Here is an 18,094-nt window from a genome sequence, read left to right as displayed (position 1 = left end):
GAGTTCATTCGCTAATTGTGCCAAACACAGGCTTTGACACAATTAGCTAGGCCTATTATTAAGGGTTTTGGCTCAACTGTTTTTTAATAAAGTCTCGCGTATCTTTTAAAAGCGACACTCTTGCTGGTTCGTGAACATACATCATGTGACCACCGTGATAATAGTAGTAATCAATTTTATCAGCGTTTATACCGTGTCTGTTTAAGGTGTATTCAGCATCAAAAAATGGTGTGACCATATCGTAATACCCAGAGGCAACCATAACTTTCATCTGTGGATTACTGCGAAGGGCATACGATAAATCTGGCGCAGTATTCACGTATTTTGGCTCCCAGCTTTGTCCATCAGGAGCCGTACGCCAGCGCCAATTATCAGATAATTCAGGGTCAGATGGATTTAAGTATTTTCTTTTCCACTGTACGTTTAAATCCGTGTGCATATATTTCATGAGTGCTGCTTTGTAGGCCGGTGCTATGGCTTTCGACGCATCTTGCGAAGGATCAGCGGATAGGTCGTCTCTTTCATCAAGCTTATAACGTCCATCGAGCAACCCAACGGCGACGCCCTCGTCACGCAACAACTCTTTAGCAAATCTAAACGCGTTGATGCGCAAATCAGTTCGCTCTATGTATTGTTTGCTAAGGCCTGTATAACGTTGTAATCCCTCAACAATTCGCGCTCTTTCAGCTGTGCTAAGGGTATTACCTTTAAATAATGCGGGCAGCAATTCATCAACGGAAAATTGTCGACTCGCATCAATAAACGCTTCAAAACTTCCTGATGTATCAACTTTTTTATGGTACCAAGCTGTCGCAGCTAATGTTGGTATGTAAGTAATGTAAGATATAATATTGTCGTCTACATAAGGGCTTGAGCCTTGGTAATCCAAAGCTTGGGACACAAAAATGATGCCATTTACATTAATAAGGTGTTTGTCCATGAGCACTTTAGAAACAGCTGCCGCTCTAGTCGTACCATAGCTTTCTCCTAATAAAAATATTGGCGCGTTCCAGCGATTTTCTTTCGTCAGCCACTGCGCGATAAAATCAGCAATGGCGGATGTGTCTTCATTCAACCCCCAAAAGGCTTTGCTTTCAGTTTCACCTAATGCGCGAGAGTACCCTGTACCAACAGGATCAACAAACACCATATCAGTCACATCGAGAATCGTTTCTGGCGCATCTTTTAATTCATATGGAGCAGCCCCTGGATGCGCTGCGTCACTTGGCACAACAACGCGTTTAGGCCCGTAAGCGCCCATGTGTAACCAATTAGAAGACGAACCAGGGCCACCATTCCATATAAACGTAACCGGTCTGTTCTCTTTGTCGTCTGCGACAATGTAATCAAATGAAAAGACAGAGGCGGTAGGTCCTTCGTCTTTGTTCAATAAATAGGTTTCACCGGCTATAACTTTGTATTTCAGTTTTTTGCCATTAAAGGTGCCTTTGTGCTGTGTAACAAATTGAGTGGCTTCTGGTATCAGTTTCTTACTGTTGTTTGAAGCTGATACTTCCTCTGCATACGCCACGTTTATACTCAACGCGCTTAATGTAAATATGACCACTGTTTTGAAATTTTTAAAATACGCCATTCTTTACTCTCTTGGTTGTTTACTTTTGTTTTTATCTGTATCGAGTGGGAGTGCTTTTGTCACTCGTTCTTTATCGCTGAGCATTTTTCAATTAGGCAGTCATCCTCCCACGAGTCAAACTTAGAAGCGTGCAAGTCCCCTCTGTTTACACTTGGCAATGATGTAAAAAGTTGCATTATCGTGTTGCTCACTCAGGATAGCCTCTGTGGTGAATACCCTATGCCATCGGGTCCATTTCCTGTGGGCAGTTCAAATAACGTTTTGCCAGAGATTATATCAATAACAAGCACCTTATTTTTTCATAAGCAAACAAAAACAAAGTACGATCATCAGGATGAAAAACCACACCTTTTGGCCCCGTCCCCTTCTCAAATACGATTTGATGCAATATTTCCAACGAAAAGTACACAAATCAAATAATACATCCACTTCATTTTCTGCTCCCTATTCTTAATAAGCTTAATTTTCGAATTAGGTATAATTAAGCCCCCTCTAAGGAAAATATATTTTTCTGCCTTCCTAACTCAAGTGCGGCGATATAAGTTGTCTGCGTTTAGTTGTATATAATTACAGCAATCTCGCCAGAAAATAAAATATATGTGTTCAAACTCACTATTCTGTTTGCTAATACATAAAACATTTTCCTTGCTAAGGTATTACTAGTATCGAATGATTGTGAGTGATTCCAACTTGTACTCGAATTAAAAACATGAAATTGCACAAACTGTCATCTCAAAAGACTCGAAACTAATAGCACAATAATCAAAGTATTAATTTCACAAGCCACCATCCTTTCGTTATGCTGTTGAGTATTGTGAAAATTTTTATGAGAATTGCTATGTTACCTTTACTTCGTATCTTGTTAATTGAGCAAGACCCTGCCACTTTGCAAGAGCTGTCAACGAACCTTGCACGAACAATCCCTAATTTTGAGCGGAGTGATGTTGATATCGATATTATTGAATGTAATGAGCTCAAGCAGGCATTAACATGTGTAGAAGAAGATGGTGATATTCAAGCTGTGGTACTCAGTTGGGATGTACTGAACAATAGCGAACGAACCTATAGTCGCTTTATAGAGCAGTTAAAAGGGATCCGTCTTGAGCTGCCAGTGTATGTTATTGGCGACGATACTAAAGGGTTAGAGATCGTTAACGAGTCAGAAGAAATTGAATCTTTCTTCTTTAAAGATGAAGTAATTTCGGACCCCGAAGCAATCTTAGGTTATATGATCAACGACTTTGATGACAGATCAGAAACCCCATTTTGGACAGCCTACCGTCGTTATGTCGGCGAAGCGAATGATTCATGGCACACACCCGGGCACAGTGGTGGTTCTAGCTTTAGAAATTCTCCCTACATCAAAGATTTTTATCAGTTTTATGGCCGTAATGTATTTGTTGGCGACCTGTCGGTTTCTGTTGATTCGCTTGGTTCATTGTCAGACAGCACCAATACCATTGGCCGCTCACAAGAGTCAGCTGCTGCGACATTTGAAGTTAAGCATACTTATTTTGTCACCAACGGTTCATCCACCTCGAATAAAATTATTTTGCAAACGTTGCTGCGTAAAGGCGATAAAGTGATCATCGATCGCAATTGTCATAAATCAGTACATTATGGCATTTTGCAATCAGCTAGTTTACCCATTTATTTGTCGAGTATTTTAAACCCTAAATATGGCATCTTCGCGCCCCCCTCATTAGCAGATATCAAGCAAGCGATTGAACAAAATACTGACGCAAAACTGCTTGTTCTCACCGGTTGTACCTACGATGGTCTTCTTAGTGACTTGAAACAAGTGGTTGAGTTTGCCCATCAACATGGGATTAAAGTGTTTATCGACGAAGCGTGGTTTGCGTACTCGCTTTTTCACCCAAGTTTACGCTACTACTCTGCCATTCATGCGGGCGCTGACTATGTAACCCACTCTGCACATAAAGTCGTGTCGGCGTTTTCTCAGGCGTCTTATATTCACGTAAACGATCCTGATTTCGACGCCGATTTCTTCCGCGAGATCTACAGTATTTACGCCAGTACATCACCTAAGTATCAACTTATTGCCTCGCTTGATGTGTGCCAAAAACAACTAGAGATGGAAGGCTATAAGCTACTGAATGCCTTGTTGAATCATGTCGCAGAGTTCAAGCAACAGATGGCGTCACTCAAGTATATAAAAGTGCTTGGAAAAGAAGATTTTATGGAAATTTTCCCGCATTTTAGTGGCGATAACATGGGTCACGATCCACTAAAAATTCTTATTGATATTAGCGAATTGCCTTATTCATTAAAGGATATTCATAAATTCCTATTGGATGAAATTGGCCTAGAAATAGAAAAATACACGCACAGTACAATATTGGTTTTACTGACACTTGGCGGAACGCGTTCAAAGATCATTCGTCTTTACAATGCATTAAAGAAACTAGACAGCGGAAAAGTAAAACTAGCTACATCAATGAGACGTACACGCTTACCAGAGAACTTACCAGCCATAGACTTAGCATGTATTCCAAGCGATGCGTTTTACGGCGAACGCGAGTCTGTGCCTATTAGTAAGAGTAACAACCGCATTTGTGCCGGATTAGTGACTCCTTACCCGCCTGGTATTCCACTTTTAGTGCCAGGCCAGCATATCACTGATGAGCATATAGAATATCTAAAAGAATTAGCAGGACAAGGACTGACGATTCAAGGGAGTTTTGATGGCGAGATCTATGTTCTTAAAGGTAAGGTGAAAAAGTAAACAAGACTATTAATACCGTCAAGTACCTTATCACTATTCAGCAATGCCTCACGGTATTGCTGAATAGTAGATTAAAAACAGCCCCACACACTACAAAATAAACGAAGCGAGAATGCAATGCTACAATTGAAGAACAAAAAAGCGCTCAGACTTATGCGCGTTGCAGCTCTTATTGTTACTCTCACTAGCATATACATTTTTGCCCCCTGGCAGTTTGCCATATATTACTTTCAGCCACTTCCCGCCAACATTCAAGCACAAACACAAGAGGCTATTGAACAAGGAGTTGATGGCATTATTGTGTATATTCATAAACAAGGAAACCAACCTGAATATTTTGCACAAGGTTGGCATAATCGAGAGCAAAAAATCCCCGCTTATGCGACTGCGTTGTTTAAAATTGGGAGTATCCGTAAGCTGTATGACGCATCAGCTTTAACAAAGCTTGTGTCTGCAGGGCTGATTGATATCGATAAAACACTGGCTGATTATCTTCCATCGTTAGTTGGACGCATTCAAAACGCAGATAAAATCACCTTACGAATGATGGTACAGCACAGAAGTGGCATTCCCAACTACACAGATACTAATAACTTTGATTGGTCAATCGCCTACCCCGATCCGCTAGCTTTGGTGCTAGACACCCCTGCTGACTTTGATCCAGATACAGATTATGGTTATTCCAACACAAATTACCTGCTACTGCGAAAAATAATGTCTACTGTGCTGGGTTATGATCATAACCAATTTATTAAAGATGAAATTTTAACGCCATTGGGCCTAACGCATACGTTTTCATCAGTACATGAAATCAATTTAGTAGATTTGATGAGTGGTTATTACGTGGGTTATGAGAATGATTTTAAAGCACTCGATCAAGGCTATGTGGCGACAGCACAAGATGTAGGCGACTTTATTCTTGCTTTAAACAAAGGCACTTTTTTCAACCAACAAGAGCAAATTTTGTATGCATCACTTTATAAGTATGAACACACAGGTTGGGTATTAGGGTATTCAAGCATTGCTCGTTATTATAAAGATATCGATACAGTCGTTGTGCAGTTTATAAATACTAATGGCGATGATACTGTGATGCTAGCAGAAATAATTTATAATCGAATTATTGATATTTTAACAGCGCAGCAGTAGCTGCGTTATCAAAAATTTGTGAATTTTAAAGAGGATTTAAATGCGTTTATTACACACAATGCTTCGCGTTGCTGATTTAGACAAATCTATCGAATTTTACACGCAAGTATTAGGCATGAAAGAACTGCGTCGTGCAGATAATGAAGAATACCGTTACACACTTGCTTTTGTTGGTTACGGTGAAGAAAAAGACGCTACCGTACTCGAGCTCACCTATAACTGGGATACTGACAGCTACGACTTAGGCAATGCGTATGGCCACATTGCAATTGAGTTTGATGACATTTATAAAGCCTGCGAAGATATTAAAGCCGCAGGCGGTAATGTAAGCCGTGAGCCAGGCCCAGTAAAGGGCGGCACCACTGAAATCGCTTTTGTTAAAGACCCTGATGGTTATGCAATTGAGCTAATTCAGAAAAAAGACTACAGTCAATTTTAATTGTTTTGGCTATTTCAGTCATTAAATTGACTGAAATAGCCACTTTGCAAGCGCCCGTTCAAGCTCTGTGAAATCGATTGGCTTCGCAATGTGATCGTGTATACCTATTTCCATACTTTTTTCGATATCTTCTCTCATTGCATTCGCACTCACCGCGATAATGGGTGTATTAAATCCTTCTTGCTTCAGCAGTGTTTTACTGGCCGTTAAACCATCCATCACAGGCATTTGAATATCCATTAAAATTAACGCGTAGTTATTCATTGATGCCTTATCACAGGCTATTTGGCCATTTTCAGCAAGTTCATAGCTCAAACCTAATTGCGATAAGTATTTCGTAATAACAATTTGGTTAATTGGGTTATCTTCTGCGACTAACAACGGTGTTTTTATGCTTGAAAAGTCGACCGTTATCGCCGTGTCGAGTTGACTTGTTTTTGCTTTGCTAAGCACGTGTGAGTGGGTTTTAAAACTCACCATAATAGTAAATGTAGTGCCTTCACCAAGCTCACTTTTAAGCGTAATTTCGCCGCCCATTAAATCCACTAAGCCTTTACTTATGGCAAGCCCTAAACCTGTGCCGCCATATTCACGCATGATATTACTTTGCGCTTGTACAAAGGGGTTAAACAAAGCGGTTAATTTATCTTCTGCTATACCAATACCTGTATCAGTCACAGTAAATTCAACTGTTGTCGTGTGAGCATCTTTGTCAATGACATTAATTGATAGAGTAATTTCCCCTTCTTTTGTGAATTTAATCGCGTTTGACAGCAGGTTTATGAGCACTTGCTTAACGCGAATTTCATCACATTCGACGTTGACTGCTTTGAGTTGATTAATATTAAGTTGGCAAGCAATCCCCTTAGCATCGCAGCTGGGTTTAAATAACACAATGAGATCTTGGCATAGCGCGATTAAATTGCATTCTCGCGTATCGAGTTCTATTTTATTTGCTTCAATTTTTGAAAAGTCGAGTATGTCATTAATCACTGTGAGTAACACATCGCTGCAGTTATTAATTTGTCTCACAAAATCAGCTTGTTCTGGATTTAATTGGCTTTTTTTCAACAACTGTAAAAAACCAACAATCCCATTCATTGGTGTTCTAATTTCATGGCTCATATTTGCTAAAAACTGGCTTTTAACTTGCTCAGAATGCTCCGCCCTAACCTTCTCTAGCTGTAAAGAAGTGATCTGAATATCAATTGTTTCAGCCATGCTATTGAGTGACTGAGCTATATCTTTAAACTCCTGATAATGAAAATCATCGGTTATTTTTTTGTAGTTACCACATGCAAACTCCCGACTCAGTGCAGTAATACGATTAAGTGGATTATGCAAACGTTGCGTTAACCAATGAACCAAAAACAATGACACAACTGAAAGACCTATAATTAACAAACCTCCAGCTATCGCTGTTTCCTTTACCGCATTGGTATATGCAGTTTCAGCTTCATTAATTCTAAAGTGTAATGCTGTTCGTTCATTATTAAACAGCACGTTACTAATCGACGCACTTCCTGTTAGTAACGCCGTACTTTCAACGACCCCTAAACTGTATAAAACATGATCTTGCACGGTAATTTGTACTTGTTTACCTGATTGGTAAGTAGGCTGCTCATTGTGAACAGCAAGCCACTTTAATGCTTCAGATAACGGAATGAACGACACTAATAACCCCGTTTTTCGGATTGGTTCACTTAACGAGTCTTGCTCGTGTAACAGCGTTGAAGTAATTGCTATTAATGCATTTTGTTTGGCTTCTGTTTGAAAGAGCAATTCATTCAACTGCGGCTTATTAATTACTTGAATGCTATTTTGATTGTTCGAGATCTGCGCACTATCGAGAATACTTTTTGTTAGTGCGTAATTTAGCGTTAACGATGTTATTGGGTAACCTTCAACAATAAAGCCTTGATTATCTAAAACAATTGATGCAATTATTTGTGGGTTATCTGTTACAAATTGCTGTAATTGAACCAATGCAAATTGCGAATACACCACGGTATCTGGAAGCTCAGCTATCGCTTTTGTACTACTTAATAACTGACTATTTTTTTCTAATTTGAAGATCAGTTGTTCCAAGCTTGCCGCGTTATTTCTTGCCTGCCATTGTAAGCTTGTTTTAGCTTGTTCAATCGAGTTTAAATAAAAACGCCCGATCATCAAGCCTGCCAGCACCAAAAGCGGAATAATAACCAGCAATAATACACTTGCGAATAATGCTTGGCTAAACCGTGGGCTGTTCATTGCACCTCTTCATTCGCAATTGAGCGCTCTGCGAGTCCCTGCATAAATAAACCTGCTTGTTCGGCAGTCAGCGCACCACTGCCATAACGAGAAAAGCCTTTTGTTAACACTTCCCATGCAATTATCATCGCAGCCGATGATGGCATTGGTTTGGTGTGTTGCAAAGCAGCAAGCAAGGTAAGTAACGTATCATCGTTTTGCTCTAAAAGCCGCGTTAAAACTTGCGTGTTCACTGGGATATCGTGAAGTTTTTGCCAAATTAAATGCTGAAATGGTGCATGTTGCACAGCCTTTGCAAACTTAATTAAGTTGTCTTTATTAGGGCCCTGTAAACTATTATTCGGAAAAGCTAAAACAAACGTTGAGTAGTACGGCTGCATGAAGTGACCATTCAGTTTTGGTAGTGGTTGTACGGCCAAATGCTCCCCCAGTGCTTCTTTGTAAGTATTGAGGGACCAAGCACCATTTATAATAAATGCAGCCTGTTGGTTTTGAAATGCGGCATGTGAACAGCTGTAATCACACTCTCTGTCCACGATACCTTGCTGATTTAAATCCCATACATATCGCAAAGCTAATTGCATTGCTGATGTATTCAACTGTACTTTGTCATCAACAATCAGGTCGCCTTCAAATGCGCTTAAAAATGGAATAAACCAATACATTTCCATAAAACTCCAAGTGATTAGTTTCACCTGTTCAGGCAGCATAGGTTTTAGTTTAATAATATCCTGCCAGTCATTTATTTTTTTCTTTACGTACCGAGTGTTATAAAAAAGCAGTAAATGATTACCTTGAATAATGGGAATGCCGAGTAATTGACCATTCACTCTTGTTGTATCTAAAGTGCGTTTATCTGTTGTTTCAGCTATCAGTGATTCGGGAATAACACTAAAATTAGCGTATTTGTTCAGACCCAGATGGTCAGCAGGAAAAATTACGGCATCGGTGGTTGTCGCACTATTGGCTTGAACAAGCCGTACTTTTAACGCTTTTTGGTCAACCAACACAGAATCAACCGTTAATTCTGTTTGCTCAGCCAGCTCACTTAACAGTTGATTGAAGTTATCATGCTTCATTGTATAGGCCAGCTTAATTGTCGTGGCATAACACGGGAACATTGCCAACAGCACTACCAACCCAAATACTCGCCACACGCTCGTATCTACTTAATAAACAGAAAATTATAAATTTAGTTAAGCACACTTGTTTACAATTGCCTAGCTTAATCAGGGGTTTTCTTACATCTCAACGTTGTGATCACTAAACCAACAATTGCAAAACAAATTAACCAAATAATACCATTCCGCTTAATTAAGTGGTCTATTTTGAGGCAATAAAACCGCGTTGATAACAAGGCAAAAATTTAGTTATTTAGTTGTTCTAAATCAGAAATTTTTAACGCAGGTAGCGACTGGTTTGATCACTCAAAATGATTAAGTATTTTTGCGGATTGGTATAAGGTCTCCACTCATACTCGTTAACGTCACACCTTTTAAAAACAATGCCTCAAATTAGACATACATGATGTGTCGCAGGAAGCATTAGAAATAGATTAAAACTGTCTGTCGCAGTGAGAAGTAAAGATCTGTACTGTGATTTTTAAAAATATCAGAGAAAAGTCGAAATTAAATAGCGTAGATAATTGATTTTTATAAGATAAGTATGGGATGTATAAATAGGAATTTTTGAATTGAATCTTACAGTATTCACTGTGCAATAAATATAAATTACGCAAGTAAATGGCGTCCCCAAGGGGATTCGAACCCCTGTTACCGCCGTGAAAGGGCGGTGTCCTAGGCCTCTAGACGATGGGGACGCAGAAATTGGTTTGCAAATCACTGATTTGCTATTTCTGCGTAAGATGAGACCGAGCCTGTTAGGCGAATGGCCTTAGCTTAAACAGAAAGTTTCTGTGTCACTAGGACAACTGAATAGTTAAACTCGATTCAGGCGAGCTGTTTAATAACACAACACCCTCTTTAACACGGTTAAAGTAAGTGGCGTCCCCAAGGGGATTCGAACCCCTGTTACCGCCGTGAAAGGGCGGTGTCCTAGGCCTCTAGACGATGGGGACACAAGAATGTGTCACTAGGACAACTGAATAGTTAAGCTCGATTCAGGCGAGCTGTTTAATAACACAACACCCTCTTTAACACGGTTAAAGTAAGTGGCGTCCCCAAGGGGATTCGAACCCCTGTTACCGCCGTGAAAGGGCGGTGTCCTAGGCCTCTAGACGATGGGGACACAAGAATGTGTCACTAGGACAACTGAATAGTTAAACTCGATTCAGGCGAGCTGTTTAATAACACAACACCCTCTTTAACACGGTTAAAGTAAGTGGCGTCCCCAAGGGGATTCGAACCCCTGTTACCGCCGTGAAAGGGCGGTGTCCTAGGCCTCTAGACGATGGGGACACAAAAATGTGTCACTAGGACAACTGAATAGTTAAACTCGATTCAGGCGAGCTGTTTAATAACACAACACCCTCTTTAACACGGTTAAAGTAAGTGGCGTCCCCAAGGGGATTCGAACCCCTGTTACCGCCGTGAAAGGGCGGTGTCCTAGGCCTCTAGACGATGGGGACACAAAAATGTGTCACTAGGACAACTGAATAGTTAAACTCGATTCAGGCGAGCTGTTTAATAACACAACACCCTCTTTAACACAGTTAAAGTAAGTGGCGTCCCCAAGGGGATTCGAACCCCTGTTACCGCCGTGAAAGGGCGGTGTCCTAGGCCTCTAGACGATGGGGACACAAAAATGTGTCACTAGGACATTAAATGATAGTTTGACTCATATCAGAGTAAGGTTGCTAAATTAACATGTAAATACTCGAAATTGACATGTTTAGCGCCTTGGTATTAGCTCACTTACATAAATAAGTGGCGTCCCCAAGGGGATTCGAACCCCTGTTACCGCCGTGAAAGGGCGGTGTCCTAGGCCTCTAGACGATGGGGACGCAGAAAACTGCTACCCTAGGACAAACACTATGCAAATTGGTGGAGCTATGCGGGATCGAACCGCAGACCTCTTCGCTGCCAGCGAAGCGCTCTCCCAGCTGAGCTATAGCCCCGACTTTGCATACACACTACCAACTAATGCTGACGTGTATCGCTGAGTGCGGGGCGCATTCTATGCAGCCCCCCAAATAAAGTCAACAGTTTTTTATCTAACTTTATTTAAATGATTTAAATTTCAACAAGCTGACTAAATAACACCCCAAGGAGGAGCTATTTTATACAATCCACTAATAAATAGCTGAATTTTACATATTAGCGTGCTGTTTAGATTTTATTGTGCCTCAATGAAAGGAGGTTTCGCTTACTAAAAGGTATACATTTATATGGAAAACGGCGATATCTTAATTTTATAACTAAATTGATCATTCTTCCCCTCCCCCACGCCCTTTTAATTAACGTTAAAAAGAGCACTGCGTTGTACTTATTTATACAACCGACAAATGCATTTACATATAAACAAAACTAACACAGCTCATCCCCGCTAAAGTAATTGACCCCAAACAGCCTAAAAGTCAGCTTGCGTATAGAAGGAAAAGCACTGAATTGCATAATTGTTCATCAAAAAATGTAAAAAAGCCATGTCGTTGTTTATAAAAGCTGCATCTAGCACATTTTTACTCATTCAAGTGTTGACACATTTACAACTCTATCTATAATAGCGCCCCACAACAACGCAGCAATGAGTTGTTTTTTAGATATGGGTCGTTAGCTCAGTTGGGAGAGCATCGCCCTTACAAGGCGAGGGTCACTGGTTCAAGTCCAGTACGACCCACCATTATTAAATGGTGTTCATATCTGAAGTTCTTAATGGGTCGTTAGCTCAGTTGGGAGAGCATCGCCCTTACAAGGCGAGGGTCACTGGTTCAAGTCCAGTACGACCCACCATTTAAATGGTGTAAACTCAACATTAAGAATTTATTGCATGTAATATGGGTCGTTAGCTCAGTTGGGAGAGCATCGCCCTTACAAGGCGAGGGTCACTGGTTCAAGTCCAGTACGACCCACCATTATCTTTTAATGGTACTTCATATTACACAATCTAAATGGGTCGTTAGCTCAGTTGGGAGAGCATCGCCCTTACAAGGCGAGGGTCACTGGTTCAAGTCCAGTACGACCCACCATTAATCCAAGTTTAATGGTGTTCTCATTTAGATTATTCTTCGCGGGTCGTTAGCTCAGTTGGGAGAGCATCGCCCTTACAAGGCGAGGGTCACTGGTTCAAGTCCAGTACGACCCACCATTTTAAAAATGGTATCGCGAAGAAAAAGATTATTTGGGTCGTTAGCTCAGTTGGGAGAGCATCGCCCTTACAAGGCGAGGGTCACTGGTTCAAGTCCAGTACGACCCACCATTTAATCTTTACAAATTAGCCTTTCGGCAATTATATGTGGGTCGTTAGCTCAGTTGGGAGAGCATCGCCCTTACAAGGCGAGGGTCACTGGTTCAAGTCCAGTACGACCCACCACATATAAAACACTCTTTTCCATACTCCATACTTTATATTCTAAACTTTCTAAAAGCATCGCCACTCTTTACAAAGACTCGACTCGATGGTTCAAGTCCAGTGCAACCCACCACAAATAAAACACTCTTTTCCATACTCCATATTAAAAATTAAATTTTCTAAAAGCATCGCCACTCTCTACAAAGACAAGGCTCGATGGTTCAAGTCCAGTACGACCCAGCACCTGCAAAACACGTCTAGTCGTTGTGCCATTTTTGATATTCACTAATATAAATATCATCACGTTTGTAGCTGATTGCTAAGCTAATTCTTTGAGATAAAAAGGAAATAAAAAATACGACATAAGTCATGCTATAGCATGAGTCAGGTTTTTAAATTAACTGAAAACCTGTAATTTGCCTTGTCAGCAGCTAGACTGTTTATTATAGTCACTGTTAATATCACTCGATCGCAAGTCCAATGCCTGCAAAGATTTTTTCGAAAGCCAAAATTTTAATAGTTGAAGAGCAACCACTCGCTCAAAGCTACATGAAACAATCCCTCGAAGGATTAGGTTTTCGACAACTGCGCTTTGCTGACCATGCCATTTCAGCCAAAGAACAATGTCAGGACGAACAATTTGATCTGATTGTTTGCTCATTCAATTTAAGCAAGCACCAAGATGGCTACCAACTTTACGAAGAACTTAAAGTTAAACGCTTAATTAAAAACTCCACAGGGTTTATTTTCATTTCAGCCGAAACAAGCGGTTCTCTAGTTCACAGTGTGTTAGAGCTCCAGCCTGACGATTTTTTAGTAAAGCCATTTACCATTTATGAATTAAAAAGCCGTATTGAGAAAGTACTACTTCGTAAGCACCACCTTTACAGTGTTTATCAGCTAATTGATGATGAAAATGACTCGAAAGCAATAAAGAAAATCGATGAATTACTACAAAATAAAAGTAATACCTACAGTGCCATTTTATTACGATTAAAAGGTGATGCCCTACTTCGTTTAAATCGAAATGAAGATGCAAAAACTTTTTTTAAATCCGTACTCGATATACAAAAGTTTACGTGGGCTAAAGTCGGGTTAGTAGAAGCGCTTATTGCCAATAATGAGCATATTCTTGCTCAACGCATGTTAAAAACCATGCTACAGCGCAGTGAAACTCGCCTTGTGGCTCTTGATTTGTTAGGTCGTTTAGACATTAAACTTAATAAGTTTGACGACGCTCAACTATTTTTTAGTCAAGCTGTTGATATAGCACCAAGAAACATTGAGCGACAAAAAACACTCAGCCATGTATCACTGTTAAATCATGACTACGAGAAAAGCTACTTAACGCAAAAAGATATCGCCAGTTATGCAAAGCACTCCATACACGATCACCCTGATATATACTTAAATGCAGCACGGGCAGGTATCGATTTTGCTCTGACAACAGATCAAACAGACCAAGTTAATCGTATTGCGAGACAAACAAATCAATATTTAAATGATTTAAAACAACAGTTTCCAAATAGTAACAATCAAACCCAAATTGATGTACTCAACGCACGTTTACATTATTTGAAAGACGAGCATAAAAAAGCAAAGGCCCTAATCGAGCAACTTGATGAGAGTGACAGTCAAATTCGTTCTGTTGATGGTGCGCTTGATAAAGCAAAGGCATTCCACGAGCTCGGTTTTCACAACAAAGCGCAAACACTCTTTAATCAAATTATAAGCCATTGTGAGCGCCATCCTTCTGTAAGTGATCCTGTGTTTCTTCGCTACATTCAACAACAGCAAACTGAACGTCGTGATATCAAAATGGGGCCGAAAGAACTCAATAACCATGCTGTTACGCAATTTAATAAAGGCCAGCTAAATATTGCGCTCGAAGCGTTTACACAGGCCTTTAGAATTATGCCTAAAAACGCCAGTATTGCATTGAATCTTTTACAGTGTTTATTCGACTCTAATGCGCAAGGGCAATCATTTAACTTATTGCTAGCAAAAAAATGCTACGCTTTACTTAATGAATACACATTACACGATGAGCAAGCCACTCGCTTCGAAAAAATAAAAGCGCAAGCTGCAAAAATGAATCTTCAGCTATCTGAGTAAATGTTCTCATTATGGAGCGCCCTTTTTTGAAATCTATTAAGCTTCTTTTAGCTGCAATAGCACTCTTCAGTCCAGTCAGTATTGCTTCTGCTACTTTGCAGTATTGGCAGCAAGCTAATATAAATTGGCAAAGTGAAGCAGGCAGTCATATAAATATACTGGCTGACGAGCAGCCCGCATTTTTGGCCCTTAAACCTTATATCCCCCTGTTTGAGCAACTTACCGGGATTTCTGTTGGTTTTCATGCGCTGGAACAATCTCAAATGCGCTCTCGTCGTCATCAAGATTTAAGCGAAGGTTTAGGCCTATACGATGTATTGCCTATGGGCATTACATTTTTAGGTGAAGCACAAAATCAAGGCTGGATAGAGCCCCTACAACCTTATCTAGATAACCCACTCATAACTGATAAAACGTGGTATCAACTTGAAGATATTAGCGAAAGAAGCCTCACTCTTTGCAAAATAGATAACAAACTTTATTCTTTACCTTTTGATTTTTCAGCCCCTATTTATTTTTATCGCAAAGATTTATTTGAGCGCTTTAATCTTGAAGTGCCAGATACTTACGAGCAGTTACACGCAACTAAAATAAAATTACAGCGCGCGATTGATGCCGACTCTAAACTCGCCGGCATGCACGCGTTTGCTTCACGCACACTACCCGGTGCGGGGCTTAATACATGGACGGTGTTACCCGTAATGCGTGCCTATGGCGCAGAAGTGCTCAATGAACAAGGTGTATCAACATTTGATAGTCCACAGACGGCACAAAGCCTTAAAATGTATCGAAACTTAGTTACAGGTTACGGTAATCCGGAAAATAGCCGCTTACTGCATTTTTATGAGATACGTCAATTGTTTAAGCACGGCAAACTGGCTTCAGCAATCCTTGCGTCTCACTTTTACAATGAAATAGACACGGCTGAAGAATCCGATATTTGGAATAAATGGGAAGCCGCTCCCCTTCCAAAAGGACCTGTTGCCAGAGAAACATCACCATGGGCATGGGCATTTGCGATTAATAGCCACTCTAATAAAAAAATTGCAGCCTGGTTATTTATTCAATGGGCAACGAGTGAGCAAACGGCCGCTTTACTCAGCACCGGGGGGTCGCCACCAAGACAAAAGGTATGGCACGAAAAGCTATTTACTTTAGTCAATAAACCCGGCTTTAACAACGCAATGCTATGGGTATTTGAGCATGCCACGCCTGATCGACTGCAAGCAGGTATGGTTGAATTTCCAGTCATTGGTGAAATTATTTCGCAAACATTTAGCCAAATATTTTATGGTGCCGACATTAAACAATTAATTAAAAGTACTGATGCAAAAATTAATGCAAACATGCACGCTTTAAAAACACAAACTAAGAGCAGCCAATGAGAATCAGTATTGCGCATAAAATTCTGATAATCATCGGTTTTACTATCACGCTAATTTTAGGCGTGAGTACGGCTATACATGTCTTGGAATTAAAAGAGCAAACCTTGCTTAATATGAGTGAAAAAGCAGACGCGATTGTTTCGCCGATGCTGTCTGAAATAAACTCATTAACATCAGATAACACCGCTGGCAGTTGGGTCTTAAAAATTCAGGGGATAACATTAAAAAATATTCTCAAACATAATACCTTTGATGACCTCAAAACCATTTATTTTATTGATCAAAATAACTTTATTGCGGCCCACCCCGATAACAGTAAAGTCGATACCTTAGAGACGAATCAAACGATATTGCAGCAACTCAATCCGAGACGAAATAATATTATCGCGCTTGATCACCAGTACGCTGTAACAGTGCCAGTAAAAAATCATTACGGTGAAAATATTGGTTACGTTATTGTCACGTTTTCTGACATCGATTTATCCCAAAAAACCAAATCTATTATCAGTAACGCCGTCTCTTTATTTGCAATCTATCTGCTAACTGCACTCATTATTGCTTATATCATTATTAGGCGCATAATTTTGCAACCCATTGATCAACTTGTTGAGTTCTCCCATGCAGTGACCACAGGCGATTTAAATTGCCCTATTAATATTAAAAGCCAAGATGAAATAGGCACACTTGCCAGTGGCTTTAAAATGATGCGAGCCGCGGTTAGACAACAAATTAACAGCATGCATGAACAGCACAGCCAACTCGAAGAAACCGTGGCTAAGCGCACTCAAGAATACTTGGATGCAAAAGAACAAGCAGAACAATCAAACCAAGCAAAAAGTCGCTTTTTAGCCAATATGTCTCACGAGTTAAGAACACCTTTAAATGCCGTGTTAGGCTTCAGCCAATTATTGCAAGACAGCGAAACCGACAAAAACAAACGCCGCTACCTTGAAGCGATTTCCATCTCAGGCAATTCGTTATTAAACGTACTAAACGATATTCTTGATTTATCAAAAGTCGATGCAGGTAAAATGCAGCTCGATATTGAGCGGGTTGAAATTCCCACCATGTGCCATGAATTAAATATGATGTTTTTACAGCTCAGCGCACAAAAAGATCTCAATTTTAAAGTAACCGCACACCCTGATCTCACTCCCCCCGTATTGCTCGACAGTAACAAGCTTCGTCAAGTACTTACCAACTTAATAAGTAATGCTATTAAGTTTACGTCACAAGGCAGTGTAAGCGTATACTTTGACTTTAAACCACATGATGACGACAGCCACCTTGATATAAAAATTCATGTGAAAGATACCGGTAAAGGCATTCCAAAAGATCAACAAGATTTAATCTTTAATGACTTTGAACAAGTTCAAGGACAACGCAGTTCTGAGTTTGGTGGTACAGGCTTAGGCCTTGCTATTTCATTACGCTTTATAAAATTGATGGGCGGCGAGTTATCGGTTATCAGTGAAAAAGGCAAAGGCAGTGAGTTTATTGTTTCAATTCCGAACGTCGAGTTAGCTGAATCAATAACAGAAATTGAGCACCGTAATTACCCTGCAATCACTAGTTATCACTTTAATCCTGCGCGCATTTTAATCGTAGACGACATTCCCTATAACCGTGATTATTTAGAATCGTTCTTATCGCGCTGGAGTTTTACTATCGATACGGCAATTAATGGTGAAGATGCACTGAAAAAAATAGAGCAACATCAGCCTGACCTAATCATAATGGATTTGAAGATGCCTGTAATGGGAGGGCTTGAAGCCAGCCAGTTAATTCGCAGTGATGATCGTTTTAAACATATCCCGATTATTGCTGTAACAGCCTCGGCTTTAAAGGATGATAAGGCACAATCAAGTATCTTGACAGACTACACTATCAGTAAGCCAATTTACCGAGAGCACCTTATTTTTATTATTGCGCAATATTTAGATTAG

9 protein-coding genes and 15 tRNA genes are annotated in these 18,094 nt (G+C 40.1%); 13 read left to right on the top strand and 11 right to left on the bottom strand.

The genetic code is table 11. From position 1 onward, the window contains the following. Positions 1 to 58 precede the first annotated feature (58 nt). Positions 59 to 1,594 carry a S10 family peptidase gene (locus tag H3302_RS05845; protein ID WP_182396257.1) on the bottom strand — a complete coding sequence of 512 codons (1,536 nt, stop codon included), beginning with the start codon at positions 1,592 to 1,594 and terminating at the stop codon, positions 59 to 61. A gap of 838 nt (positions 1,595 to 2,432) precedes the next feature. On the opposite strand from H3302_RS05845, the gene H3302_RS05840 reads away from it, so the two are divergent. From H3302_RS05840 to gloA, 3 genes are all read left to right on the top strand, one after another. After that, positions 2,433 to 4,340, top strand: coding sequence for an aminotransferase class I/II-fold pyridoxal phosphate-dependent enzyme (locus H3302_RS05840; protein ID WP_065978844.1), 1,908 nt, complete (start codon positions 2,433 to 2,435; stop codon positions 4,338 to 4,340). Between the two features lie 117 nt (positions 4,341 to 4,457). After that, complete coding sequence (locus H3302_RS05835; protein WP_182396256.1) at positions 4,458 to 5,489, top strand: serine hydrolase; 1,032 nt, start codon at positions 4,458 to 4,460, stop codon at positions 5,487 to 5,489. A gap of 40 nt (positions 5,490 to 5,529) precedes the next feature. Beyond that, positions 5,530 to 5,928 (top strand): lactoylglutathione lyase, encoded by a 399-nt coding sequence (gloA, locus tag H3302_RS05830; RefSeq protein WP_036969520.1) that lies wholly within the window; start codon positions 5,530 to 5,532, stop codon positions 5,926 to 5,928. A gap of 21 nt (positions 5,929 to 5,949) precedes the next feature. Here the strand turns inward: gloA and H3302_RS05825 are convergent, their stop codons facing one another. From H3302_RS05825 to H3302_RS05780, 10 genes are all read right to left on the bottom strand, one after another. Further along, a complete protein-coding gene (locus tag H3302_RS05825) occupies positions 5,950 to 8,181 on the bottom strand; it encodes an ATP-binding protein (protein ID WP_182396255.1) in 2,232 nt (743 codons plus the stop codon). Further along, the gene (locus tag H3302_RS05820) at positions 8,178 to 9,260 is read right to left on the bottom strand and encodes an extracellular solute-binding protein (protein ID WP_182396254.1); all 1,083 of its coding nucleotides are present in this window, start codon (positions 9,258 to 9,260) and stop codon (positions 8,178 to 8,180) included. The genes H3302_RS05825 and H3302_RS05820 overlap by 4 nt, the downstream gene beginning before the upstream one ends. A gap of 664 nt (positions 9,261 to 9,924) precedes the next feature. Then, positions 9,925 to 10,000 (bottom strand) — tRNA-Glu (locus tag H3302_RS05815). 182 nt (positions 10,001 to 10,182) lie between these two features. Then, a tRNA-Glu gene (locus H3302_RS05810) sits at positions 10,183 to 10,258 on the bottom strand. A gap of 94 nt (positions 10,259 to 10,352) precedes the next feature. Then, positions 10,353 to 10,428, bottom strand: a tRNA-Glu gene (locus H3302_RS05805). A 94-nt stretch (positions 10,429 to 10,522) separates the two neighbouring features. Next, positions 10,523 to 10,598: transfer RNA gene (locus H3302_RS05800), tRNA-Glu, on the bottom strand. A gap of 94 nt (positions 10,599 to 10,692) precedes the next feature. Then, positions 10,693 to 10,768 (bottom strand) — tRNA-Glu (locus H3302_RS05795). Between the two features lie 94 nt (positions 10,769 to 10,862). Beyond that, positions 10,863 to 10,938, bottom strand: a tRNA-Glu gene (locus H3302_RS05790). A gap of 129 nt (positions 10,939 to 11,067) precedes the next feature. Next, a tRNA-Glu gene (locus H3302_RS05785) sits at positions 11,068 to 11,143 on the bottom strand. Between the two features lie 38 nt (positions 11,144 to 11,181). After that, positions 11,182 to 11,257, bottom strand: a tRNA-Ala gene (locus H3302_RS05780). A gap of 646 nt (positions 11,258 to 11,903) precedes the next feature. On the opposite strand from H3302_RS05780, the gene H3302_RS05775 reads away from it, so the two are divergent. The 10 genes from H3302_RS05775 (at position 11,904) to H3302_RS05730 (ending at position 18,094) form a co-directional block, all read left to right on the top strand. Then, positions 11,904 to 11,979 (top strand) — tRNA-Val (locus tag H3302_RS05775). Between the two features lie 34 nt (positions 11,980 to 12,013). Further along, positions 12,014 to 12,089, top strand: a tRNA-Val gene (locus H3302_RS05770). A 46-nt stretch (positions 12,090 to 12,135) separates the two neighbouring features. Next, positions 12,136 to 12,211, top strand: a tRNA-Val gene (locus H3302_RS05765). 38 nt (positions 12,212 to 12,249) lie between these two features. Beyond that, positions 12,250 to 12,325 (top strand) — tRNA-Val (locus H3302_RS05760). Between the two features lie 43 nt (positions 12,326 to 12,368). Continuing rightward, positions 12,369 to 12,444: transfer RNA gene (locus H3302_RS05755), tRNA-Val, on the top strand. Between the two features lie 35 nt (positions 12,445 to 12,479). After that, positions 12,480 to 12,555 (top strand) — tRNA-Val (locus H3302_RS05750). Positions 12,556 to 12,593: 38 nt separating this feature from the next. Then, a tRNA-Val gene (locus H3302_RS05745) sits at positions 12,594 to 12,669 on the top strand. A 459-nt stretch (positions 12,670 to 13,128) separates the two neighbouring features. Then, the gene (locus tag H3302_RS05740) at positions 13,129 to 14,763 is read left to right on the top strand and encodes a response regulator (RefSeq protein ID WP_065979792.1); all 1,635 of its coding nucleotides are present in this window, start codon (positions 13,129 to 13,131) and stop codon (positions 14,761 to 14,763) included. Between the two features lie 26 nt (positions 14,764 to 14,789). After that, complete coding sequence (locus tag H3302_RS05735) at positions 14,790 to 16,148, top strand: extracellular solute-binding protein (RefSeq protein ID WP_167330958.1); 1,359 nt, start codon at positions 14,790 to 14,792, stop codon at positions 16,146 to 16,148. Further along, the gene (locus H3302_RS05730) at positions 16,145 to 18,094 is read left to right on the top strand and encodes an ATP-binding protein (RefSeq protein WP_075594150.1); all 1,950 of its coding nucleotides are present in this window, start codon (positions 16,145 to 16,147) and stop codon (positions 18,092 to 18,094) included. The genes H3302_RS05735 and H3302_RS05730 overlap by 4 nt, the downstream gene beginning before the upstream one ends.

It is taken from the genome of Pseudoalteromonas sp. MT33b, assembly GCF_014117385.1.
GTDB classification, from domain to species: Bacteria; Pseudomonadota; Gammaproteobacteria; order Enterobacterales; family Alteromonadaceae; genus Pseudoalteromonas; species Pseudoalteromonas lipolytica.
This window is presented reverse-complemented; position numbering and strand designations above follow the sequence as displayed.